Origin of the sequence: Streptomyces tateyamensis (genome assembly GCF_003205575.1) — a bacterium.
Taxonomy (GTDB): Bacteria; Actinomycetota; Actinomycetes; order Streptomycetales; family Streptomycetaceae; genus Kitasatospora; species Kitasatospora tateyamensis.
Window position 1 is genome coordinate 22,644 of record NZ_PYBW01000068.1, and the last position, 22,345, is coordinate 44,988.

14 protein-coding genes are annotated in these 22,345 nt (G+C 69.2%); 3 read left to right on the plus strand and 11 right to left on the minus strand.

Features of this window, described 5'->3' with window-relative positions; translation table 11 throughout:
- Positions 1-20 precede the first annotated feature (20 nt).
- Both C7C46_RS19060 and C7C46_RS19065 read right to left on the minus strand, forming a co-directional pair.
- Positions 21-4,904 carry a DEAD/DEAH box helicase gene (locus tag C7C46_RS19060; RefSeq protein ID WP_220040645.1) on the minus strand — a complete coding sequence of 1,628 codons (4,884 nt, stop codon included), beginning with the start codon at positions 4,902-4,904 and terminating at the stop codon, positions 21-23.
- A gap of 228 nt (positions 4,905-5,132) precedes the next feature.
- Positions 5,133-5,999 (minus strand): class I SAM-dependent methyltransferase, encoded by an 867-nt coding sequence (locus tag C7C46_RS19065; RefSeq protein WP_220040646.1) that lies wholly within the window; start codon positions 5,997-5,999, stop codon positions 5,133-5,135.
- 180 nt (positions 6,000-6,179) lie between these two features.
- Here C7C46_RS19065 and C7C46_RS19070 point away from each other — a divergent pair, with 180 nt between their 5' ends.
- The gene (locus C7C46_RS19070; RefSeq protein WP_110671065.1) at positions 6,180-7,886 is read left to right on the plus strand and encodes a proline--tRNA ligase; all 1,707 of its coding nucleotides are present in this window, start codon (positions 6,180-6,182) and stop codon (positions 7,884-7,886) included.
- Between the two features lie 62 nt (positions 7,887-7,948).
- Here C7C46_RS19070 and tyrS read toward each other — a convergent pair whose 3' ends face one another.
- From tyrS to C7C46_RS19115, 9 genes are all read right to left on the minus strand, one after another.
- Complete coding sequence (tyrS, locus tag C7C46_RS19075) at positions 7,949-9,355, minus strand: tyrosine--tRNA ligase (RefSeq protein ID WP_110671066.1); 1,407 nt, start codon at positions 9,353-9,355, stop codon at positions 7,949-7,951.
- A gap of 96 nt (positions 9,356-9,451) precedes the next feature.
- Positions 9,452-10,405, minus strand: a complete 954-nt coding sequence (locus tag C7C46_RS19080; protein ID WP_110671067.1) for a glycosyltransferase family 2 protein — start codon at positions 10,403-10,405, stop codon at positions 9,452-9,454.
- A complete protein-coding gene (locus C7C46_RS19085) occupies positions 10,402-11,532 on the minus strand; it encodes a hypothetical protein (protein WP_110671068.1) in 1,131 nt (376 codons plus the stop codon). The genes C7C46_RS19080 and C7C46_RS19085 overlap by 4 nt, the downstream gene beginning before the upstream one ends.
- The gene (locus C7C46_RS19090; RefSeq protein ID WP_245984522.1) at positions 11,529-12,254 is read right to left on the minus strand and encodes a methyltransferase domain-containing protein; all 726 of its coding nucleotides are present in this window, start codon (positions 12,252-12,254) and stop codon (positions 11,529-11,531) included. The genes C7C46_RS19085 and C7C46_RS19090 overlap by 4 nt, the downstream gene beginning before the upstream one ends.
- Positions 12,255-12,274: 20 nt before the next feature.
- Positions 12,275-13,357 carry a nucleotidyl transferase family protein gene (locus C7C46_RS19095; RefSeq protein WP_110671069.1) on the minus strand — a complete coding sequence of 361 codons (1,083 nt, stop codon included), beginning with the start codon at positions 13,355-13,357 and terminating at the stop codon, positions 12,275-12,277.
- Positions 13,354-14,280: a radical SAM protein gene (locus C7C46_RS19100; RefSeq protein ID WP_110671070.1), complete on the minus strand. Its 927-nt coding sequence runs from the start codon at positions 14,278-14,280 to the stop codon at positions 13,354-13,356. Before C7C46_RS19100 ends, C7C46_RS19095 begins: the two co-directional genes overlap by 4 nt.
- Positions 14,274-15,398, minus strand: a complete 1,125-nt coding sequence (locus tag C7C46_RS19105; RefSeq protein WP_146259137.1) for a hypothetical protein — start codon at positions 15,396-15,398, stop codon at positions 14,274-14,276. The genes C7C46_RS19100 and C7C46_RS19105 overlap by 7 nt, the downstream gene beginning before the upstream one ends.
- Positions 15,399-15,452: 54 nt before the next feature.
- Positions 15,453-16,511: a zinc-dependent alcohol dehydrogenase gene (locus C7C46_RS19110; protein ID WP_181442419.1), complete on the minus strand. Its 1,059-nt coding sequence runs from the start codon at positions 16,509-16,511 to the stop codon at positions 15,453-15,455.
- Positions 16,508-17,281: an HAD family hydrolase gene (locus tag C7C46_RS19115; RefSeq protein ID WP_110671072.1), complete on the minus strand. Its 774-nt coding sequence runs from the start codon at positions 17,279-17,281 to the stop codon at positions 16,508-16,510. Before C7C46_RS19115 ends, C7C46_RS19110 begins: the two co-directional genes overlap by 4 nt.
- 392 nt (positions 17,282-17,673) lie before the next feature.
- Here C7C46_RS19115 and C7C46_RS19120 point away from each other — a divergent pair, with 392 nt between their 5' ends.
- Complete coding sequence (locus C7C46_RS19120) at positions 17,674-21,171, plus strand: WD40 domain-containing protein (protein ID WP_245984524.1); 3,498 nt, start codon at positions 17,674-17,676, stop codon at positions 21,169-21,171.
- Positions 21,172-21,173: 2 nt separating this feature from the next.
- A complete protein-coding gene (locus C7C46_RS19125; protein WP_110671074.1) occupies positions 21,174-22,340 on the plus strand; it encodes a damage-control phosphatase ARMT1 family protein in 1,167 nt (388 codons plus the stop codon).
- Positions 22,341-22,345: the final 5 nt, after the last annotated feature.

A 22,345-nucleotide genomic window follows, 5' to 3' on the forward strand; every position in this document is an offset into this window, starting at 1 on the left:
CGATACCGCCCCCACAGCGGCTACTCCAAGATGTCCAGCGGCGGAAGCGCGTCGACGATCTTCATCGTCTCCAGGCTGACCGTGACGATCCGCCTGAGCAGGTCGATGATGTAACGGGGGTCGTCGGACCAGTCGTTGGGGTCGCTGATAATGCCGCTGGCCTTGTCCGCCTTGAGCTGGTAGCGGTCGATGATCCACTCGATTGCCGAACGCGAACCGAGCCGGTAACGGTATGCCTCCACCGGGATATTGGTGAGGGTCACGCGCCTGTTGTAGACGATCGTCGACCGGTCGGGCTCGCCCTTAACCTTCGGAATCTTCATCTTCTCGACCCGATACAGCTCACGCGGATCGGTGTCGGAAGCCCCTGAATCCGTCTCCACGATGCCCGCGTATGGCTTCGCCTTCTCGTAGTCGAGGTGCAGCTCCGCAAGTTTGCGGCCGGCCTCGGCAAACCCTCGGAAGTCGCTCACCTTCGGAATGCGGGGAAGCGACTTCTTGAGGTCAGCAGCAAATCGCTCGCGGTACTCCGGAGAGTGAAGCAGACCGTAGGCGTAGTAAAAGATGTCGCCCTTGCCGATCCCCGCGTCACCGTAGACCTTCCGGTAGTCGCGCAGCGCCGCGTCGGTGATGTTGTCGATGCGCTCGTATGCCTCTCCACCGTCACCGAAGTCGAAGCCACCTTCTGTTGTCAGCTCGCGGTAGCTGTAGCGCGGGAAGAAGTATCCCCCCTTGCCGAAGACATCCAGATTCGGAACGTGCCCCACCATGAGCACCGCAGGTTCGGTGGTCGCGTGAACGCCGTTGCTGTAGAAGCCGAAGTTCTCGTGCTCCGCAGTCGGGAACAGCCTAGGCAGCTGGTACGTCATGTCGTTCAGCCGCGAGTCGAAATACAACTTCTGCTTGGTGAAGGGACGGTAGGAGGACGTGACGATCCGCTCCCTCCCAAAGGTGTAGGTCTCACCCTTCGCAAGCCGCGTCTTGTCCGCCCGGTTCCAGCTGATCTTCTGCGGGTCGGTATCGATCCACTGTTCAGCGTCCTTCGCCGCCGGAGCCACGAGGCCGTTGGCCTTGCAGTGCTCCTTGAATCCTTCCACCTGCTCGTTGTAGAAGTCGATCATCGACTTCATGGTGTCCTGGAGCTTCCCCTCCGAGAAGTTGTAGACCCACGAGTCGCGTGCCGAGTTGAGACCGCTGGAGTAGAGCGCGAACACAGCCTGCTCGCGAAGGGCCTTGTCTTTGTCCCCGATCGCCTGGAACGTCGCGTACCGGCCGTCGCGCTGGTTGATCCAGTCGCCTTCAGCGCTGGGAACGATCCGCTTCCATGGGACGGTGTCGAGGCTCTGGGAACCGATGATCCGGAGCTTGTCCTCACGGCTGAGGTAATCGCCAATGTCCCGGTAGTACAGGGCGCAGCCGTCGCCCGTGCCAGCGTCCTTGCCGCCCTTGACCAAGATCAGGACAGCGACGGTGTTCCGGCTGCCTGAGCCGAAGATCTTGCCGCCTTCCTGACGAGACTGCTCGCCTGCGGTCCGCTGATTACCCCGCAGGTTATAGCAGTAGATCGCGTCGAACTCGTCCACCAGCGACTTGCGCAGGCCATCCGCGCTGGTGCCGTCGATGTAGCCACCGTTGGACACGAACGCGACCACGCCCTCGTCCTTGATCCGGTCCGAGGCCCACCGGATGGCGCGGATGTAGGAGTCATACAGCTTGTTCTTGTTGCCGACCTCCGACCTGGCCACGTAGGTCTCGGCGATGCGGCCGTCCAGAGCCTCGTACTTCTGATTCTGGTTGTTGTCGTTGACGCTGTCCTGCCCCACCGAATAGGGCGGATTTCCGACGACCACCGTGATCTTCTGCGTCTGTTGCTTCTTCGCCCGCTCGCTGTTGCCCTCCAGCACATCCATGCCGTCGAGCTTCGTCGTGCCCTCGGACAGCTGGAAGGTGTCCGTGAGAACGATGCCCTCGAAGGGCCGGTAGTCGCCCCCGGTGAGGTCGTGGAACGCCGCCTCGATGTTGACAGCTGCGATGTAGTACGCGAGAAGTACGATCTCGTTGGCGTGCAGCTCGCTCGTGTACTTGCGCAGCAGGTCTTCCGGCTTGATGAGTCCGGACTGGAGGAGCCGAACGGGGAAGGTCCCGGTGCCGGCGAACGGGTCGACGATCTGCACGCCCTCGTCGGACAGAGACGTGCCGAAGTGCTTGGCGAGGGCTTCTTCGGTCGAGCGCAGGATGAAGTCGACGACCTCGACCGGGGTGTAGACGATGCCAAGCGCATCAGCGGTCTTCGGAAGAGCGGTCTTAAAGAACTTGTCGTACAGCTCGACGATGACGTGCTGGCGGCCCTCGTGGTTGTCGATGTCCGCGACCCGCAGCTTCACCGACTCGTAGAAGCCCTCCAGCGCCTTGGTCTCGGCATCCATGCCCTGGTCGTCGAGGATGTCGAGGATCCGCTGCATAGCCTTGGACACCGGATTGTTTTCGGCGAAGCCGTAGTCCTTGAACAGGGCATCAAAGACCGGCTTGGTCACCATGTGCTGGGAGAGCATGTCGATGGCGTCGGACTCAGTGACGCCAGGGTTTATGTTCCGCTGGAGCTCACCGAGGAACTCATCGAAGGCGGCCCGCTTCTCGGGCAGTTCCACCGCGACCTTGATCCGGGTGATGTGTCGCTCCGCGATCTCGGCGACGTCCTTGGCCCACTGCTCCAGGTACCGGCGCTCGCCGACCTTCTGGACGATGCGCGCGTAGATGGCCTCGCGCCAGTCGCTGACGGAGAACAGGGCGTCCTGGACGTGCTGGGCGCTCTGGGCCTCCTTGCCCTTCACCTCCGCGGTGCCGTCGCCGTCCTGGCCGCCGATCGACTCGTCCTCCGGGCCGATCCAACCAATGCCGATCTTGTTGTCCGGCTTCGTCTTGTTGAGGTCGATCTTGTTGACCATCGCGTTGAAGCGGTCGTCGTGGGCGCGCAGGGCCTGGAGCACCTGCCAGACAACCTTGAAGCGGTCATTGCCGGCCAGGGCCTTCTCCGGCGAGGTGCCCGCCGGGACGGCGACCGGCAGGATGATGTACCCGTAGTTCTTGCCCTCCGCCCGGCGCATTACTCGGCCGACCGACTGCACCACGTCCACGACCGAGTTGCGCGGGTGCAGGAACAGAACAGCATCGAGGCTGGGGACGTCCACGCCCTCAGAGAGGCAGCGGGCGTTGGACAGGATGCGGGCGTTGTTGGGGCCCGGGTCCTGCTTGAGCCAGTCCAGCTTCTGGTTTCGCTTGAGGGTGTTGAAGGTGCCGTCGACGTGGTCGACCTCGCAGCTCAGCACCTCGTCATCGGCACCGTCGTACGCGTTAACGACCTCGTTGAAGCGGTCCTTGATCGTCTGCGAGTCCGCGATGGACCGGGCGAAGGCCACGGCCCGCTTCATCGGCGCCTCACCCTCGGTGAAGCCCGTGCCGTCAGCGAAGGTGCCGGCACGCTTGGCCAGCGCGTTCCAGCACCCGATGATCTTAGCGGCATCGTCGATACCCAGCTCGGAGGAGCCGCCCGCTAGGCCCTCCTGGATGGTCCTGGCCACCATGGTCTCGTCCACGGCGAGGATAAGGACCTTGTAGTCCGTGAGCAGCCCCTGCTCCACCGCTTGGCCGAAGCCGAGGCGATGGAACTCCGGGCCGAACTTCGACTCGTCGTCCATCGAGGTCAGAACGGCGTCTGCGTTCTTCGCGTCGGCCTTGGTGTCCTCGTTGTAGATGCGCGGCGTGGCCGTCATGTAGAGGCGGCGATCGGCGCGGATGTACTCGCCGTCGTGGACCTTGACGAAGTTGGACTCGTTGGTGCCCGCCAGCTGCACGCCCGTCGTGCGGTGAGCCTCGTCGCACAGCACCAGATCGAAGCGGGGCAGGCCGGCCTTCTGCGCCTGGTTGATGGTGGGGATCGACTGGTAGGTGGAGAAGACGACGGTGAGACGGGCCTCACCCTTCGCGCCGGCCATCTGCTTGATGAGCGTGGGGGCGTCGGTGGTCGCGGGCAGGGCCAGGTCATGCGTTGCCATGTCCTGGTTGTCACCGTGGAAGCCCTGATTCTGCCTTGCAGCGCTCTGCTGCTTGCCGACCTTCACATCGGAGCAGACGGCAAAGGCCCTCATCGGTGTCTCAGTCTCGGCGCTCCACTCCCGCAGGGTCTGCGACAGCAGGGCGATGGACGGCACCAGGAAGAGGACGGTGGTGTGTTCGCCCTCACCCCGCCCGGCGCGCTCTGCGGCCAACCGCTCCACGGTCTTTAGGCCGGTGAAGGTCTTCCCGGTGCCGCAGGCCATGATCAGCTTGCCGCGCTCGCGCGACGCGAAGCCCTCGAAGACCGCGTCGATGGCCTCCCGCTGGTGCGGGAGCGGGGTCTTCTTGCGGCGAAGGCTCGTCGTGACCCGTTCCCCGGAAACCGTCGGTAGGTGCCACTCAACCGGACTGCCCGCAATATCGGCCAGCCCTATCCGGGTCACGGGAATCTGCTGGCCGCCGAGAGCCTCCTCGGCGTGCGGGCCCCACTTTTCCGTGGTGGAAATGATCATCCGACGGGTGAAGCCGCCCTTGCCGGAGGCGGTGAAGAACGAGTCGATGTCGGCCTTCTGCACCGTGTGGTCCGGCTCGTAGAACTTGCACTGGATGGCGCAGTACCCGCCGGTCTCACGATCCTGGGCCACCAAGTCGATGCCCACGTCACGCTTGTCGTCCGCCGCCTCCGGCCAGTCCGACCACATCCACACCTGAGTGAACTGTTCGTTCCACTGAGGGTCCGTGCTCAGGTACTCGACCATGAGCTCCTCGAATCGGGTACCGCGGTCGCGGTTGCCGTCGGAGGTCTCGCGGATCATCTTGAGGACGTCGTGCACCGTCGTGGTCGTGCCCACAGGACTTCGCTTCCCATCGCAGCCAGCGGCGCGCAGGCCGCGCCGAGAATTCCCGTACCAGAACCTCCAGAGCTTACTGGTTCGCACCGGCAGCACACCGAGGCTCCGCAAGATCACCGCATTTGCCGCGTCGGCTCAGGCCGGGGTCACATCGGTGGATCTCGCGCTCGATAACGGACCCGACCTCTGACCAAGGCGCAACCAGCTGCGAGGTGAGGGAAGCGCCATTCAGATCTGGCTACCTCGACGGGCAGAGAAGAGGATGTGGGTGCCGCCGTCGCGGGCGCCGAGATTGGCGCAGGCGGTGGCCTCATAGGCGAGGAACCGCTCCCAGAGAGCTGCGGATCGTTCGATTTCGGCTAGGACGCTCGGCTCCTCAAGACTGGCCCAGTTGCTGGCTGATCCCGCGAGGATCTCGCCGCCACACTCGGTGACGAGGGCGGTGAGCTGTTCCCAGGTGAACATGCGGCAGACGTGGGTCGCGTCAGGGACGTGGCGTAGGTCGCCGGTACGGATCACGGCGTCGGCGACGTCGATGCCGTGGCGGATCGCGACCTGGGTGGCACCGGCGAGGCGGGCCCGCCAGCTCCCCCACAGGGACATCACCGAGGCGACCACAATGCCGCCGGGCTTCAGGATCCGGAGGAGGCCGGTGAGCGCCTGGTGCTCCTGGTCGAAGGCGTAGGAGAGGGGGCCGCCGTATGCGAGGACGAGGTCGAACGCGGCGTCGGGGAGGCGGGTGGTGTCGCGGATGTCTAGGGTATGGCGGACTTCGACTGCGTGTTCGGCCCCCGCGCCGGACACGTTGGCTTCGTTGAGGCGGAGCTGGACGGGCGAGATGTCGGTGACCACCACGCGTGCACCGTGTTCGGCGAGCACCATGGTGAATCGCCCGGGGCCGGCCCCGATCTCAAGCACGCGCTGCCCTTCACGCAGATAGGGCTCCAGGAAGCGTCGGTGGATCTCGAAGGAGACCCTGCCGGCGACGTCCTTGGTGAGCCGGTCCTCTTCACCCTCGCCGAGGGCGTCGTAGTAGCGGCGGATGGCCTCGACGGACCGATCGCTGCTGGGCAGGTCGGCTGTGTTGCTGGCCATCTGCCTCCGTTCGGGCTGTCGCGTGTCGAGGTGCGTTCGTGACTGCCCTCCCACCTGGGCTTCTCAAAATGGGGTGATTCGGGCAGGGCTCCGCCACTAGGATCCGTGGCCCGTCGTGATGTCGGCGCGAGCGCCGCCGCGACACTCCGCAGCTTCACCGAGAGGACGGTCTCCGGTCCTATGCGTTGGTCCCAGCTGTACGTGCCCACTCTCCGGGAGGACCCGGCGGACGCGGATGCGGTGAGTCACCGCCTGCTGGTGAGAGGAGGGTTCGTCCGGCAGCTCATGGCCGGCCACTACTCCCTGCTGCCGCTGGCCGTGCGCGTCCGCGCCAAGATCGTGGACGTCATCCGCGAGGAGATGACCGCGATCGGCGCGCAGGAGTTCGTCCTGCCGGCCATGCACCCGGCGGAGGTCTGGCAGAGGACTGGTCGCTGGGAGGTGATGGGTGAGGAGATGTTCCGGCTCAAGGACCGCAAGGGCGCGGACATGGCCCTCGGCATGACCCACGAGGAGATCTTCACCGTCCTGTCCCAGGAGTTGCGCTCGTACCGGGACCTGCCACAGCTCTGGTACCAGTTCCAGACCAAGTTCCGCGACGAGGCGCGGCCCAAGAGCGGCCTGCTGCGGGTGCGCGAGTTCACCATGAAGGACTCGTACAGCTTCGACGCGGCCGACGAGGGCCTGGACCACTCGTTCGACCTGCACCGGGGCGCGTACGAGCGGATCTTCGAGCGGCTCGGTCTGCCGGCCATTGCGGTGCAGGCGTCCAGCGGGAGCATGGGCGGCAGCGCGTCGGTGGAGTTCATGAGCCCCTCCGACGCCGGCGAGGACCTGGTGGTCCGCTGCCTCGGCTGCGGCTACGCCGCCAACACCGAGAAGGCCACCTCCGCCCTGGCCGCCGTGACGGACGGCCCCGGCCTGGACATGCCCGAGCGGTTCGACACCCCCGACGCCCGCACGATCGACGAGCTGGCGCGCCTGCACTGCGTCCCGGCCGAACGGCAGATCAAGACGCTGGTGTACGTGGTCGACGACCAGCTGACCCTGGTCCTGCTGCGCGGCGACCACAGCCTGGTCGAGCAGAAGCTCATCGACACCCTGGCCGCCACCGCCGTGCGGCCGGCGACCGCCGAGGAGATCCAGGCCGCGCTGGGCGCCTCGCCCGGCAGCCTCGGGGCGGTCGGCGTCACCGGCCTGCCGATCCTCGCGGACGAGGCCCTGCGCGGGCGCACCGACATGACCACCGGCGCCAACACCGACGGCGTCCACCTGCGGGGCCTGTCGGTGGAGAGGGACATCGCGGTGCAGCGGTGGGCGGACCTGCGCGAGGTCGTCTCCGGCGAGCCCTGCCCCGCCTGCGGCGAGCCCCTGGAAGTGGTGGTCACCATCGAGGTCGGCCACATCTTCAAGCTCGGCCGCAAGTACACCGAGACCCTCGGCGTCACCGTGCTCGGCCCCGACGGCGACCGGGTCGTCCCGACCATGGGCAGCTACGGCATCGGCGTCGAGCGGGCGATGGCGTCGATCGTGGAGACGCACCACGACGAGAAGGGCATCGTCTGGCCGGTCTCTGTGGCACCGTTCGAAGTCGCGGTGGTGGCCCTGGGGGTCACCGACGCGACGGTGGCCGAGGCCGCCGAAGACCTGTACCGGCAGCTGCGGGCCGAACGGGTGGACGTGCTGCTGGACGACCGCAACGAGCGGCCCGGGGTGAAGTTCAGTGACGTCGAGCTGGTCGGCATCCCGTACCGGATCACGGTCGGCGCCCGCGGCCTCGCCGAGGGGACCGTCGAGGTCACCACCCGGGCCACCGGCGAGACGCAACTGGTGCCGGTAGCCCAGGCGGTGGAGCACGTCCGCAAGCTGCTGACTGCCGCCGCCTGAAGCTCGACTCGACAGTGTGTGGGGTGGTGGGGCCGGTTAGGCCCCACCACCCCACACACTGGTCAGACGTCGATACGGGCGATCTTCCGGCCTGCCTTGAGGTAGAAGGTCGCCTCGCCGGTGAGTTCGGCTTCGCCGACGAGCGCGGACAGCGCCTGCTGGGTGCTGCCCTCGTCGAGCTGGGTGGTGTGCTGCTCGCCGTCGACGCCCTCGGCGATCAAGCGAAGGCCGTTCTGAGCAGCGACTCGGCGGGCGGCCGAGTTGCTGGCGGCGAAGCCCAGGACCTGAGTCAGCAGGGTGACCAGCGGGGTCTCGGCGTGCTCCTGGAACGAGACGGCCGGGAGGTTCTGCGCCTCGCCGAAGGTCCGCTTGGAGAAGCGGGCGGTGAACTCGGCACGGGCGGCCTCGGCAGCCTTCAGGCCGTGCAGGGCTGCGGTGACCTCGCCGGCCAGGATGCGCTTGACGGCCATGGGGTGCGCGGTGCCGTCCGCTACCCGGCCAGTGACGGTCGTGATCTCCTCGTCGGTCCACTCGGTGAGCTGCTTGAGGTAGGGCTCGATGAGGTGGTCCGGGATGGACATCACACGGCCGAAGATCTCGTCCGGGGAGGACGAGAGCCCGACGTAGTTGCCCTTGGACTTGCTCATCTTGGCGCCGGTGCCGTCGGTGCCCTCGATGAGCGGGGTGGTGATGATGATCTCGGGGGTCTGCTCGCGGATCTCCATGACCTTGCGGCACATCTGGAGGTTCAGGAGCTGGTCCACGCCGCCGAGTTCGACGTCCGCGGTGATGGCCACGGAGTCCAGGGCCATCACGACGGAGTACACGAACTCGGCGACTGACAGGCCGTCACCCGCAGCGAGGCGGTTGCGGAAGTCGTCGCGCTGGAGCGTCATCGAGACCGGGACATGGGCCAGGATGCCCACCAACTCGGGCAGGCTGACCTTGTTCAGCCACTCGCCGTTGAAGCGCAGGTCCGCACGCGTGAAGTCGATGAACGGAGTGACCTGCTGCTGGTAGCCGCTGAGGTTGTGGGCGATGTCGGCGTCGGTCAGCGGCGGCCGTTCCGAGGAACGGCCGGACGGGTCACCGATCTTGGCCGTGACGTCACCGATGATGAAGACGACGTGGTGCCCCATGCGCTGGAACCGAGACGCGATGATGATCGGCACCGAGTGGCCCAGGTGCACGTCCGGGGACGTCGGGTCGATCCCGTACTTGACCACGAGCGACCGCCCCTCCGCCTGGGCAGCGGTGATCTTCTCCGCGAGCCCGGATGCGGACGGGATGACGTTGATCGCACGGCCCTCGACCAGCGCAGCCTGCTCGGCCGGCGAGAGGTCGGACAGGTCCAGCGAGCGGCGGCGATAGGTCTCTTCCAAGAGCCGGGCGACCGTATAGTCCGCGGCCAGGTCCGACCCCTTGAGGATCTCCATGGCGCGGACTACGGACTCGCTGAGACGGCTCATGGCGTCGTTACGCTCCTGGATCTGTTGGCTGGCGTGGCCAGCGGGCATGGGAGAAGCACGTGATTTTAGCACCGGCGTATCCGGAATCGCATTCATTTAGTTACCGTGCGCCTCGGTGGCGATATGGAGAACCGCCGAGGCCGGAGCGGTAGTTGAGGTCGGCGGCGGCGGGGCGAGTGGGCGGTCACGGGCGACGCTCCAGAGACTGCGTAGCCATGCCGAGAGCGGTGCCCGGCTGCGGAGGGAGTGGTGAAGCATCGCAACGAGCGGGCGCAGGGTGCGGAGGCGCTGGCCCTGCTGAAGGTGGGCTTCCACGCGGTGCCCGGCGGCGCGGGCGCGGTAGCGGCGGGAGATGCGGCGCAGTGCGGCGGCGGTGGCCCAGGTGGGTGGGCTGGCCGTCAGGGCGATGAGGCGGTCGGCGAGGTCCACGCAGACGTCGGCGCGGTAGTGCTGGGAGGAGCCGTTGAGGGTCCGGTCGGTCATGCTCGCCGGGTGGAGCCGGTAGTTCACCAGCGGCTCGGTGAGGGTGTGCCCGTGGCCGGCCTCGCGCAGCGCGTGGAAGTGGATCTCGTTCGTCACGGGGAGGAGGCTGCGAGCGGCGTCACGGTGGACGAGGAGGGTGCTGGTGTTGCCGCCGGGGTGGGGCTCGGGCAGCAGGGGGCGGCCGTCGACGCCGACGACGGTCTCCCAGTGGTCGATCAGGAGGCGGTCGGGGGCTATGGCGTCGGCGCAGGTGCGGAGTTTGGCGGGGTGGAACCAGTCGTCGGCGTCGAGTGGGGCGATCCAGTCGCCCTCGGCGAGGAGCACGGCGTCGGTGAGGGTCTGGGCGAACCCTCGTTGGGGGCGGCGCACGATGCGGACGTGGTCCTGGTGGCGGCGGCAGATCTCGGGGGTGTCGTCGGTGGAGCCGTCGTCGATGACGAGGATCTCGTGGAGGGTGTAGTTACCGGGCTCCTGCTCCAGGCAACTGGTGATGGCACGGTCGAGGTAGCGGCCGTAGTTGTGGCAGAGGATCACGCAGGAGATCCGGGGCAGCGGGGCGTTCGTCATCGGTGACCGCCTTCGTAGAGCGCGAGGTGGGCGGTGACGATGTCCTTGTGCTCCTGGGCGCGGTAGTCGAGGAAGTCGTGGTCGAGGCGGCGCGGGGTGCCGGCCGTGCGGGCTGTCGCGGACTCCAGGGCGGTCAGGAAGCGTTCGCCGAAGAGGTTGGGGTGGCCGGTGGTCCAGTCGAACCATTCGGGTTCGGGGACGGCCTGGTCGTGCCGCTGGTGGAGGTGGTGTTGTTCGGGGAGATGGCCGACGCGGGCACAGACCGGGGTGAGGCCGAGGTCGAAGGCGAGTTCCAGCTGGCCGGAGTGGGTGCCCCAGAGGTAGGGGAGCAGTAGCAGGTCGCTGGCGAGCGCGGCGTCAAGGACGTCGGCGTCGGTGGGGTATGGGCGCATCGTGATCCGGATGCGGGGGTCGTGGCGGGCGGTGTCCAGGATCACGGGGAGCGAGTTGGGGGTGGCGCGGGTGAAGTCGGCGGGGCTGGCGGCGCGCAGGAGAAGGTGCAGGGTGTGGGCGGGGTCGCTGGTGGCAAGTGACCAGTTGACGACGGGTGAGATCTGGTCGCGGTTGGCGCGGGTGGCCCCGTAGAGGAGGGTGCGGACGCCGGTGCCGGAGAGGCGTTCGCGGTGGCGGAGGGTGTCGGGCGGTACGACGTAACCGTGCGGGATGACCGTGGCGGGAGGCTCGGTGCCCAGCAGGGCGGCGAGGTCGGCGCGAGAGCCTTCGGTGAGGCAGATCCAGGGGACGTCGGCGGCGAGGAGCAGGCGCAGGCGCGTGATGAAGGCGTCGGCCCCGTCGCTGTCGCCGCCGAACATGGGGCGGGTGTCGTGGGCGGTGAAGACCACGCGGACGCCGGCGGTGGCGCAGGCGTCGAGGAGGCGCTCCAGGACGGCGGGGGTTTCGAGGTCGATGTGGTGGAGGTGGAGGACGTCGAGCCAGTCCAGCGGGGTGTGGTCGAGGATCCAGGAAGCGGTGACGTCGGCGGGGACGACGAGGCCGGGGCGGATCTCGGTGGGCTCGGGGGCGGTGTTCAGGGCGCGGATGCCGGAGCCGTCGAGCTTGCGGGCGTAGGGGGTGCGAGCGGGCAGGTGGACGACCCGAAGGCCGGAGGTCGGGGAAGCGATGGTCATCGGCGGACCTCGGGCAGGCCGACGGTGACGAGCTGGGTGGACAGGCCGTGGGAGGCGTCGTCGCTCCGGGTGACGCCGGCGTAGTGGATCTCGAAGCCGCGGGCGCGCAGGAGGGCCTGGAACTCGTCGCCGGCCCATTCGCGGACGTGGCTGGGATTGCGGGGCGGCCCGGGGGCGTCGTAGCCACTGCGGAACTCGCGGGCGGGGGTGGAGAACACGGCGACGGAGGCGCCGTCCGACAGGAGGTTCCGGGTGAGCGCAAGGAGCGGGAGCGGGTCGAGGAGGTGTTCGATGACGTCGGAGCAGACGACGACGGAGCGTCGCAGGAGATCGGGAGCGAGGGGGAGATATTCGGTCTTCTCCAGATCGGCGTCGATCCACTGGCCGAAGGCGTGGTTCTCGCGGCACCAGGTGAGGTTGTCGCCGAAGTCGACGCCGATGTACATCCAGTCGGGGCGTTCGGAGGCCAGGGCGGCGAGCTTGCCGGCGCGGCCACAGCCGAGGTCGATGAGGGTGTCGAGACCGGAGTGCTCGGCGAGGGTGGCGGCGTACGGGTAGACGTCGGGCTGCCAGGTGACGTCGTCGTCGGTGGTGTCGGTGAAGTACTCCACGGTGGTCCGGTGTCGGTAGCCGGCCCGGATGTGGTGGGTGGTGGCGTCTCCGAGGGGCTGATGGGAGAGGACGGGGTACGGCGCCGGGGGCAGCGCGGGAGTCGTAGGCACAATGAACTCCTTCGGTCGTGTCACAGCTGGGGCCAGAGCGAGAAGATGCCGACCAGGCGCTCGGTGAGCTCTTCGCGGAGTTCGCGCCAGCGGTGGCCGCCGGTGCGGCGTGCTTCGGCGGCCAGGTCGTAGGCGTGGCCGCCGGTCTCGGGCAGGCAGGCGAACATCTGGAGCAGAGCGGAGGTGTCGTCGTCCGGCCCGGAGTCGGTGTCGGCTGCGAGCAGGGCGCGGATGTCGTCGGCCGGCATGGCGGCGGTGATGCCGGAGCCGGGGATGCTCTTGCTCATCTTGGGCAGGCCGCCGAAGCCGGGGATCATCTTGGTGTAGATGCCGGAGAGGCGGTCGGCGGCGGGCAGACCCCAGCGTTCGGCTCCACGCCGGGCGAGTGCCACGTACTTGTGCTCGTCGACGCCGAGGGAGACCAGGACGTGGCGGTCCTGGGCGAGCAGGTGGACGAAGTCGGCGGCCATGAGGAGGGTGGCCTGCTTCATGCCGTAGGTGAGGTGGTCGAAGACACCGTGGTTGCGGTAGAGGCCGGAGAGGTCCTCCTCGGCCCAGGTGAAGTCGGCATCGTCCAGGTGGCGGGAGAGCAGGAAGGCCGTGGCCAGGACGTCGGCGTTGCCCTCCTGGCGACGCAGGACTCCGCGCTGCTCGTCGAAGCCGAGTCGGCGGACGAACTCCTCGTACTGGTCGGCCAGTCGGCGGACCTCGGCCAGCGGGGTGCGGCGGGCGTTGTAGGAGTCGAGGTCGCCGAGCACGATCTGGACGTGCAGGCCGTGCTGCTGGAGCGTGACGGCGCGCAGGAGCTGGAAGACGGTGCCGGCGTGCGGCGGGCCGCCGAGGCCGACGCCGGTGGTCACGGTGGCGGGCTTGCCGTCGGCGACGGCGGTTGCGAAGTCCCGGGCTCCGGTGTGGCACATCCACTTGGTGCGCAGGTCGTTCGGGCTCAGGTCGGCGAGCGGGAAGTCGATGGCGCCGAGGGCGGATTCGGCGTCGGCCTCCGGGGTGGCGCTGCCGCTGGCGGCAGCGGTGCTCTCGGGAGCGATGCGCTCGTAGTTGTGGCGGGCGATGACGTCGTCGTAGTACGCGGAGTCGAACTTCACGGCGTGGTCACTTCCTTCTCCGAGGAGGTCGCGGTGGAGGTGTTGGTGGAGCGCGATGCGAAGGCCCGGCGGACGAGGGGCTCGAAGCCGTCGGTGAGGAGGTTGCCGAGGACGGTGTTGCGGGGCGCGGCGACGCTGCCGAGATCGGCGGTGACAGTGCCGTCGGCCAGGACCCAGACCCGGAAGGGATAGGGGTCCTCCGCAGCGCGGGTCGGCTGGTCGTACACCTGGATGCCGGTGCCGGACAGCAGGTCGCGGACGTGTGCGACCGCCTCGGTGAACGCCTCGCGGTCGTAGGCGTAGAGGTCGGCCTTGCGGGAGTTCGCGCGGCCGATCGGGCGGTACTGGGAGATCAGCCAGTACTCGACCGGAGTGCGGGCGGCCAGACCGGTGATGATCTCGGCGAGGCTGGGGAGGGCGGCCAGCGAAACGGCGGTGGTGAAGGTGTTGAAGGCGAGGCGCCGCCGGTCAGCCGCGAGCAGGGCGGTGTTGGCCCGGAAGGTGGTGAAGTAGCCGTCGCCGCGGAACCAGTCGGCGCTCTGCTCGTCGGGGCCGTCCACGGCCAGGGAGTAGAGGGTGACGTGGTCGCGTAGTCCGGCGTAGCGGTCGGCGAGCAGCAGGCCGTTGGTGTGCAGGTTGGTCTCGAAGCCGGCGGCCTGGGCGTGCTGGAGCGCGGGCTCCAGGTGGTTGTCGTACGGCATGACGGGGTCGCCGCCGGTGAAGACGATCCTCCGCGCCTCCGACTCGGCACGGACGCGGTCGATGACGCGGCGGACGGTGGCCTCGTCGGTGTGCACCCGGTTGCGTTCGCGGTAGCAGAAGCGGCACACACCTGGGGAGCCGGTTGTCTTCGGCAGGTCCCAGGCGTTGCAGTCGGTGTTGAGGACCAGGTGCACGATGGCGAGTTCTTCGTGGGTCAGCATGCGGTCGTCTCCCTGTCGGAGGCCGGACGGTGGTCCGAGGGCAGTCGTAAGAGGGCGTCGACCGTGCGTGGGGCACCGCTCGTGAGGAACACGAAACGGCGAAGGGTGTCCAGGGCGGCGCCGTCGTCCAGGACGGCGAGTGCGGTGGCCAGCCCTGCCGGCAAGGTAGGGACGGCGCCGGCGGTCACCATCAGCACGGCCGCGTTCAGGGCGACGGTGCGACGGGCCACAGCCGGGGCGCGGCCGGCGAGGAGATGCACGATGGCGGCGACGTTGGCGCGCGGATCGGCGCGCTGTGCCAGGGCGCCGAGGCCACCGACCGGGCCCACGACACCGCTGGCCTCGCCGATGGCGCGTGCGAAATCCAGGTCTTCCTGGCCAGCGGTCAGGCGGCAGACGCGGACGGTACCGCCGGGAATCAGCTCGTCGACCTGACTGCCGGGCACGGGGGAGGAGTTGACCACGGTGACGTCACCGAGGCCGAGTCGGTGCAGCAGTCGCGCGGACACCTGGACGGCCGGGTGGGACAGGCCGTAGACGAAGCCGTGGCAGGCCACCGGGCTCAGCAGGGCGGGGAAGCCCAAGCTCAGGGCGTGCACGGCCTGGAATCGGCGGCCGTAGCGTTGGTCGAACTCCGGCACCCGGTGCTCGATGGAGAAGAACCCGAAGCCGCACTCCCCCGCGATGTCCACCATGGCTTGTGGCGAGAGATGCTCGCACCGCGCACCCACCACGTCCATGAAGTCCCGGGAACCGGTCTTGGAGGAGGCGCTGCGCGAACCGAGCTTTGCGATGTGCGCGCCGCCCGCCGCGGCGACCAGCGCGGCGGCCGAGCTGATGTTGATCGTCTTGTACGTCTTCTTCCCGCTGCCGGTGTAGCCGACCAGCCGCATCCCCGACGGCGGCATCAGGGGCTCCCACGCGCTGTGGTCGAGCGTGCGGGCGGCCCGGATCGCGGCTTCCACCTCGGCCGAGCGCGGTCCGCGCAGGAGCAGGGCGGTCAGCACGCTGCCGAGCATCACGTCACGGGGCGGGCCGGCGGGCAGCCCGAGCAGGTGCAGCAGACCGTTGTGGACCTCAGCCGGGGAGATGTCTTCGGGTGAGTTGACCAGGTGCACGAGGTCGGGGATCGGGACGGGGGGCGAGTGCATTGCGGAACTCCTAGGGCGAAGTCAGCTACGGGAAGTGAGCAGTACTTTCAGCGGTCGGCGCGCAACGTCGGGGCGGAGCGCGTTCAGGGCGTCGGGCAGCCAGGCGAGCGGGTAGCGGGTGGAGATGAGGGCCGTGGCCCATGCGCTGCCCGCGTCCTGGTCGAGCAGTTGGAGCGCATCCCGGAAGTCGTCGCGGTCGTTCGCGCGGCAGTAGGAGTACGAGCCCCGGACGGTGAGTGAGCGTCGGAACACCTCGCGCACCGGGGTGGGCAGCTGCACCTGCGGGGCGTAGGCGTTCTGGACGAGGACCGTGCCGCCGTCCCGTACCGCCTCGAGCGCCTGGAGCAGCGGCGCGGGCGAGTGCCCAGAAGCCGCGTCGACCACCGCGTCGCACGCGCCTGCGGGGAGACCTGGAGTCGGGCAGACGGTGACGGAGGTGCCCGCCAGCAGGGCCCGGAGGCGCGCTTCATGCTCCGGCCTGCGAGTGGTGAGGAGGACGTCCCATCCGGCTTGGGCCGCAACGACTGCGGTGCAGATGCCCAGGGTGCCGGCACCGATGACCCCGAGGCGGCTCGTGCCACTGGAGGGTGGTGCTTGCAGGCCGCACCGCACGCCGTGCAGGGCGACCGCCACCGGGTCGGCGAGGACGAACACAACCGGATCAGGTGCTCCAGCGGGCAGCGGCACGGCGTTCCGCACGGGAACGCGAACGGACTCGGCCAGGCCGCCGGGCAGGTCCCAGCCGATGCGCCGCAGGCTGGGGCACAGGTGGATGCGGCCCAGGACGCACTCGGCACATGCATCGCACCCGACCAGCGGATTGACCGCGACCCAGTTCCCGGTGGTGTCGTCGATGCCGACGACCTCGTGGCCGGGCACCCACCCTTCGGGGATCGGTCCGCCCCAGGAGTCCGAGCAGAGCTTGCTGGTGTCGCTCCCGCACAGTGCCGAGAAGCGCACCCGGACGTCCGTCGTCCCTGCGTCTGCCGGCAGTGCGGCGCGGCGCACAGGTGCGAGGCGTAGCGGACCGTCCGCCTCCCCGGGCTGGGCTTCCCAGACGAGCGTGCCAACGCCGGTCACCGGACTTCCTGCCGGTTCGAGTCCGTGACGCCCAACCAGGTCGGCAGGGTCTCGACGGACCGGAGCGTGACGCCCGGCCAGGGCTGTCCCTGGTCGCCGAATGCCAGCGTGTCCGTGCCGCCCCGCCGTTCCACCCGCACCGCCCGCATTCCGCAGCGCAGGGCCCCGAGCAGTTCGTTGCCGCCACCGTCGCCGCAGTACAGCACCGAATCCGCAGAGCTCCCGAGGCGCTCGGCGACCCGCGTGTACAGGTGCCGGGTGGGCTTTACTGCGCCCTCGCGGCAGCTGAACAGCGCCACGTCGAACTGTTCGGAGAGTTCGGAGTGGTGCCACGCTTCGGCGATGTCGGGGGCCGCGTCACTCAGCAGCGCCAGCCGGATGCCGGCCCGCCGCAGCGTGTGGAGGCTCTCCAGCACTGACGGCTCGGCACGCAACCGTCGGGGCGCCAGCTGTCGGAGTACCGACTCCACCTGGGGGACGTACTCAGCCGGTGCCCCGCACTGTTCGGCGAGATGCGCGGCGATCTCGGTGGGCGTGCTCAGGGTGCCGTCGTGCCGAGCCTGCCAACTGCCGCCGAGCACTTGGTCGGCGATGTGGTCCGGCACGTGCAGTTCGGCGGCGATCCTCCGCGCGGCATGGCTGCGCTCGCGATCGTCCGGGGCCGGAACCAGAGTTCCGAAGAGGTCCAGGATCACGGCGGTGGGCCGCCATCCGGCAGGCGTCGCAGCGACGATCGGGCTCTGTTCCGGGCGGGTCAGGGTGCTGTCCATCAGTTCCCTTCCGTCACCGGCGACGGCGATGGGCCGAGGCCGGTGATCGAATTACCAAGTGGGGGCTTCTCCAACGGCTCTGCCGGCCGAAGCCCGGAGGTTGAGGAGCTATTGAAAGCCTGCCCGCCGGAGCCCGTTCCGGTGTAGGTCCGCGCGTCGCACCGCCGTGGAACCGGCACCGAACCGAGTCGGGCGGCACCGGAGTGCGAGTCGATCACCACTCGTCGCGGCTGTGGTACTCGTGCTGAACCCGTGCTGAACCATTGGCCGTACGACTCGGGACGCCTCGGAATAGGCTGCTAGCGTCGTCAGTACCGATTGCGGGGGGTCGAGTGGGCACGGTGCAGCGTTGGTCAGGTCGTGAGGCCAAGGCTCTCCGTGAGGCATTACGGATGACCGTCCGCGGCTTCGCAGCCCACCTCGGTGTCAGCGATCGGACGGTCTCCAAGTGGGAGGCCGGCGGGGAGCACCTGTTCCCCGTGACCGACTCGCAGGCACTGCTCGACACAGTCCTCGACCGGGCGGACCCCGACGCTGTGGACCGCTTCCGACAGCTCCTCGACGGGCACGTCCGTCATCGAGCGACCACTGCGGGAAGTTACGTCCTAGCGCCACCTCCGGAGCCCGGCTTGGTACACAGATCCGAAGACTTCGACAGCGTCATCTCCCTGCTGGCCGAGGCGAACGCATCCGGCAGGAGCCCCGTACTGGCGGTGTGCGGACCCGGCGGCTTCGGCAAGACGACCCTGGTCACTCAGGTGTGCGAGGACCCCGGCGTCCGGGAGACGTTCCCCGAGATCCTCTGGGTGGAGACGGGAGAAGGCTGCACCGCCGCCCGCGTCGTGGAGCTGATCTCCGATCTATGCGTGCACGTCGACGGAACCCGCCCCGCACTCACCGACCCCGAGCAGGCCGGCTTCCACCTGGCCCGCGTGCTGCAGGACAGGCGGGTGCTGCTCGTCATCGACAACGTCTGGTCAGCGGCGGATCTGGCCCCGTTTCTCTTTGGCGCTCCGTCCTGCACCCGCCTCGTGACCACGAGGAACATCCGCACCTGCCCGTCGACGGCGCAGGTTCTGCGGCTCGGCCCGATGTCGGCTCCGGAGATCAGCGAGCTGCTGACCCGATCCGTCTCCCGCTTGACCCGGCCGGCCGCCGACCGGCTGGCGGCCCTGTGCGGTGGGTGGCCGCTACTGGCCACCGTGGTCGGCTCCAACGTCTCCTCCGACCTGGACGCCGGAGCCTCGGCCGAACGGGCCGTCTCCGAGGCCAGGCAGGCACTGCACGCCCACGGACCGCAGGCGTTCGACGTCTGGGACGCGGACCAGCGTTCCAACGCGATCGGCCACGCCATCACCGCCAGTCTGCGTAGTCTCGACGAGGGCGTGAGGATCACCGGGGGTTCGTCGCTGCGCGAGCGCTACCTCTCGCTGGCGGTCTTCCCCGCCACGCTGCCGGTGCCCTTGAGCGTGCTCACCCACTGGTGGGGTACGACCCACGGCTGGTCGGCCAGCGCCGTCCGCCAGTTCTGCCGGATCCTGGCCGACCGCTCGCTGATCAGCGCGTATCTGGCCGACCGGGACGCGGTGGTCCTGCACGACGTGTTCCGCTCCTACCTGAAGCACATGGTGGGCAGTCAGTGGGAAGCCCTGCACGCCTCGTTGATCGATTCCTACCGCGATGCCGGTGCGGCGGACTGGTCGCAGCTGCCGGCGGCCCACCCTTACATGTGGCAGCAACTGCCGTACCACCTGCACGAGGCCGGACTCGATGACGAGCTGGTGGACCTGCTGTCGTCCACCTCGTACGTCGCGCGCAAGGCGGCCACGATCGGCAGCCAGTCCCTGGCGGCCGACGCCATTGTCCTCGGGGCCGTCGAACCCTTCCGGGCCGACTCCCATCCCCGGCACCGGGACTGGCACCGGGCGGGCACGCTGACCGGAGCCGGATACCTGCTGCACGGGCTCCGGACGCCGCAGGACATGGCATCGACGCTGACCCTCGCCCTCGTGCGGGCGGGCGACCTGCCGTCCGGCAGCACCACGGAGACCGCCGATGCAGGCGGCTTCCAGGCATCCTGGGCCCGGGCCGCCGCAGTGGGGCACGGCCACGTGGGCGCTGTCGTCTCGGTCGCGACCGCTGCGGGCCTCATCGTCTCCGGCGGCGAGGACGGCGCTGTCCGGGTTTGGGACCTCGCCTCGCGCACCCTGGTCCACGCCTTCCACGCCCACACCGGCTGGGTGTTCGCCACCGCCCTGACGCATGACGGCGCGCTGCTGGCCTCGGCGGGCGAGGACGGCCTGATCCGCCTCTGGAGCCCCCGCACTGGAAGAGCTCTCGGAGTCCTCGCCGGTCACGATCGCCGGGTCCGCTGCCTCAGCTTCACCCCGGACGGCCGGTACCTCCTGTCGGCGGCCGAAGACGGGAACGTGCGGGTCTGGAACGTCGAGGAACTGAGCCTCAGTCACTCGATGGCGACCTGCGGAACGCCGCTGTGGACGGTCTCCGTCGACGCCGCTGCGCGGGTCGTGGCCGCAGCGGGTGAGGACGAGTTCGTTCGCCTCTACGACCTGGCGACCGGCGCGCTCCTCGACGAGAAGGCGGGTCACCGGGACTGGGTCCGGTCGGTGGCCTTCTCCCGCACCGGCGGGCTCCTCGCCTCGGGCTCGGGTGACCGCTCCGTGGTCCTCTGGGACACCAGCGGCGGCAGGCTCAACCAGGTCCGGCGGGTGGACGGCCTTCCCGCGCGTGTCCGCTCGGTGGTCCTCGACGGCCAGTCGGACCTCCTCCTCGCCGCCACCGAGGACGCCGTCATCCGGGCATTCGACGCCGGCGGCCCGGTCGGCGAGGTGCGGATGCCGCCGGGCGTCGACTGGGTCCGGGCACTGGCCTGCGCGGCCGACGGAACGGTCGTCGCCGGCTGCGAGGACGGCGCCCTGCGGCTGTGGACGAAGTCGGAACCCGACGGGCTCCACACCGTGGCCGAAGGCTCGAACACGGTCTGGTCCACCCACATCACGTCCGACGGTGGCCTCGGCGCCGTCGGCCACGGTGACGGCCACGTCGAACTCCTGGACCTGCCCACCGCCGCGTTGCACCGAGAACTGCTGGGCAGCGCGGGCCGGGTGTGGTCGGTGGCCACCGGTGGCAGGTACGTCGCGGCGGCCTGCGGGGACGGCTCCGTCCACGTCTGGTCCCTCGACGACGAGAGCTGGGCACTGCGGCTCAACGGCGACGTCACCCGGAGCTGGAGCGTCGCGGTGGCCCGGTCCGGCACCCGGCTCGCCGCCAGCACCGGTGACGGGCACATCCGGTGCTGGGACCTCCCCTCCGGAGCGCTTGTGTGGGAGCAGCAGGCCCATGCCGGCCGCGTGCGGTCGCTGGCGTTCGATGCCGAGGGGCACCTGCTCGCGGCCAGCGGCGGCGACGGCTCCGTACACCTCTGGGACTCGCGCACGGGCCGCCACCTCAGCCGGTTCGTGAACCCCGGAGGGTGGGCGCGGTCGATCGCTGTCGATGCCACGGGCGCCCACCTCGCGGTGGGCTCCGGCACCGGGGAGATCCACGTCCGCGACGTCCGGACCGGCCAGTTCACCGCACACCTGTCCGGACACGTCGGCCGGGTCCTCATGATGGCCTTCGGCGACGATCCCGACCGGCTGCTGTCGGCCGCCGCTGACGGAACTGTGCGGGCCTGGTCGCTCGGCCGCCAGCACCAGCTCGCCGAGGTACGTGTCGACGCGACGCTGAACTGCGCCGCCGCCGACCCCGGTACGGGTCGCGTGCTCGTCGGGAGCGCGGCCGGCCCGGCGTCGCTGCAGCTCCATCACGGGCAGACCGTGGATCATGTGGCGGAACCCGCCGACAGCCGAGGAGAAGGACGAATCTGAGCATGCCCAGCGCACCCGTGATCCTGAGCGGCACCCCCGGCTCGTTCGCCCGGGACGTCTTCCACGAGCGGCACCCGAAGCTCGTCCAGCAGGTGCTCGACGCACTGCCGTACGGGCCAGGCGAGCGAGCCGCGATCGAGGAGCTCCTCGCCGAGAGCATCGACGGCGTGCTGCAGCCGCTCAGCATCAGCGCCCACGATCACCAGCAGTGGCTGCAGTGGGGTGAGAGCCTGTTCGGACGGCCGTGGGGCGATGTGCCGTTCCTGTGGGCCGAGAGCTACTTCTACCGCAGGCTGCTCGAAGCCACCGGCTACTTCCGGCCCGGGGTTTGGCAGGGCATCGACCCATTCGCACCGTTCAAGGACGCCGAACTCGCCGGCCCGGCCGTCGACGCCGAGCTGGCGGCCCTCGGCGACCTGCCCTCGGACTTCACCGACAAGCGGGCCGCCGCGCTTCTCTCCTCGGCGCTCTGGGGCAACCGCGCCGACCTGAGCTTCCAGATCACGGCGGAGGCCGGAGGGTCGATCGCGTCCGACCTGGTGGCCGACGACAGCGAGTCGCTCTGGGCCGAGCTGGAGCGGGCCGAATGCGGGCGTGTCTGCATCATCGCGGACAACGCCGGCCGGGAGCTCCTGCCGGACCTGGTGCTGGTCGACCACCTCCTGGCTTCCGGCCTGGCGGCGCAGGTCGTCGTGTACGTGAAGCCGCAGCCGTACTACGTGTCGGACGCGACGATGGCCGATGTCCTCGCCACCGTCGAGCGCCTGCGCACCGCCACCACTGCGGCTGCCGCGACGATCGGCGAACGGCTGTGGCGAGCGATGAACAGCGGCGCGCTCGTGATCCGCACGCACCCGTTCTTCTGCGCGCCGCTGCCGTTCCACGACATGCCCGCCGACCTCCGGTCCGAGTTCGTCGGCGCAGCGATGACGATCCTCAAGGGCGACCTCAACTACCGGCGGCTGGTGGGCGATCAGCTGTGGCCGCCCACCACTGGGTTCGCCGAGGTGGCCAGCCACTTCCCCTCAGCCGTCACGGCCCTGCGGACGCTGAAGTCGGACGTGATCGTCGGCGTGGATGCTGCCGTCGTCGCTCAGCTCGACAGCGCCGGGACGGCGTGGCGTACCAACGGCCGCCACGCCGTCATCCAGGTCGACCTCCGCCGGTAGTCGAA

Bases quoted from the DNA above. Each gene is read 5' to 3' on its own strand.
- C7C46_RS19065 (WP_220040646.1), bottom strand. From the start codon at position 5,999: ATGGCCAGCAACACAGCCGACCTGCCCAGCAGCGATCGGTCCGTCGAG.
- C7C46_RS19070 (WP_110671065.1), top strand. From the start codon at position 6,180: ATGCGTTGGTCCCAGCTGTACGTGCCCACTCTCCGGGAGGACCCGGCG.
- tyrS (WP_110671066.1), bottom strand. From the start codon at position 9,355: ATGAGCCGTCTCAGCGAGTCCGTAGTCCGCGCCATGGAGATCCTCAAG.
- C7C46_RS19080 (WP_110671067.1), bottom strand. From the start codon at position 10,405: ATGACGAACGCCCCGCTGCCCCGGATCTCCTGCGTGATCCTCTGCCAC.
- C7C46_RS19085 (WP_110671068.1), bottom strand. From the start codon at position 11,532: ATGACCATCGCTTCCCCGACCTCCGGCCTTCGGGTCGTCCACCTGCCC.
- C7C46_RS19100 (WP_110671070.1), bottom strand. From the start codon at position 14,280: ATGCTGACCCACGAAGAACTCGCCATCGTGCACCTGGTCCTCAACACC.
- C7C46_RS19115 (WP_110671072.1), bottom strand. From the start codon at position 17,281: ATGGACAGCACCCTGACCCGCCCGGAACAGAGCCCGATCGTCGCTGCG.
- C7C46_RS19120 (WP_245984524.1), top strand. From the start codon at position 17,674: ATGACCGTCCGCGGCTTCGCAGCCCACCTCGGTGTCAGCGATCGGACG.
- C7C46_RS19125 (WP_110671074.1), top strand. From the start codon at position 21,174: ATGCCCAGCGCACCCGTGATCCTGAGCGGCACCCCCGGCTCGTTCGCC.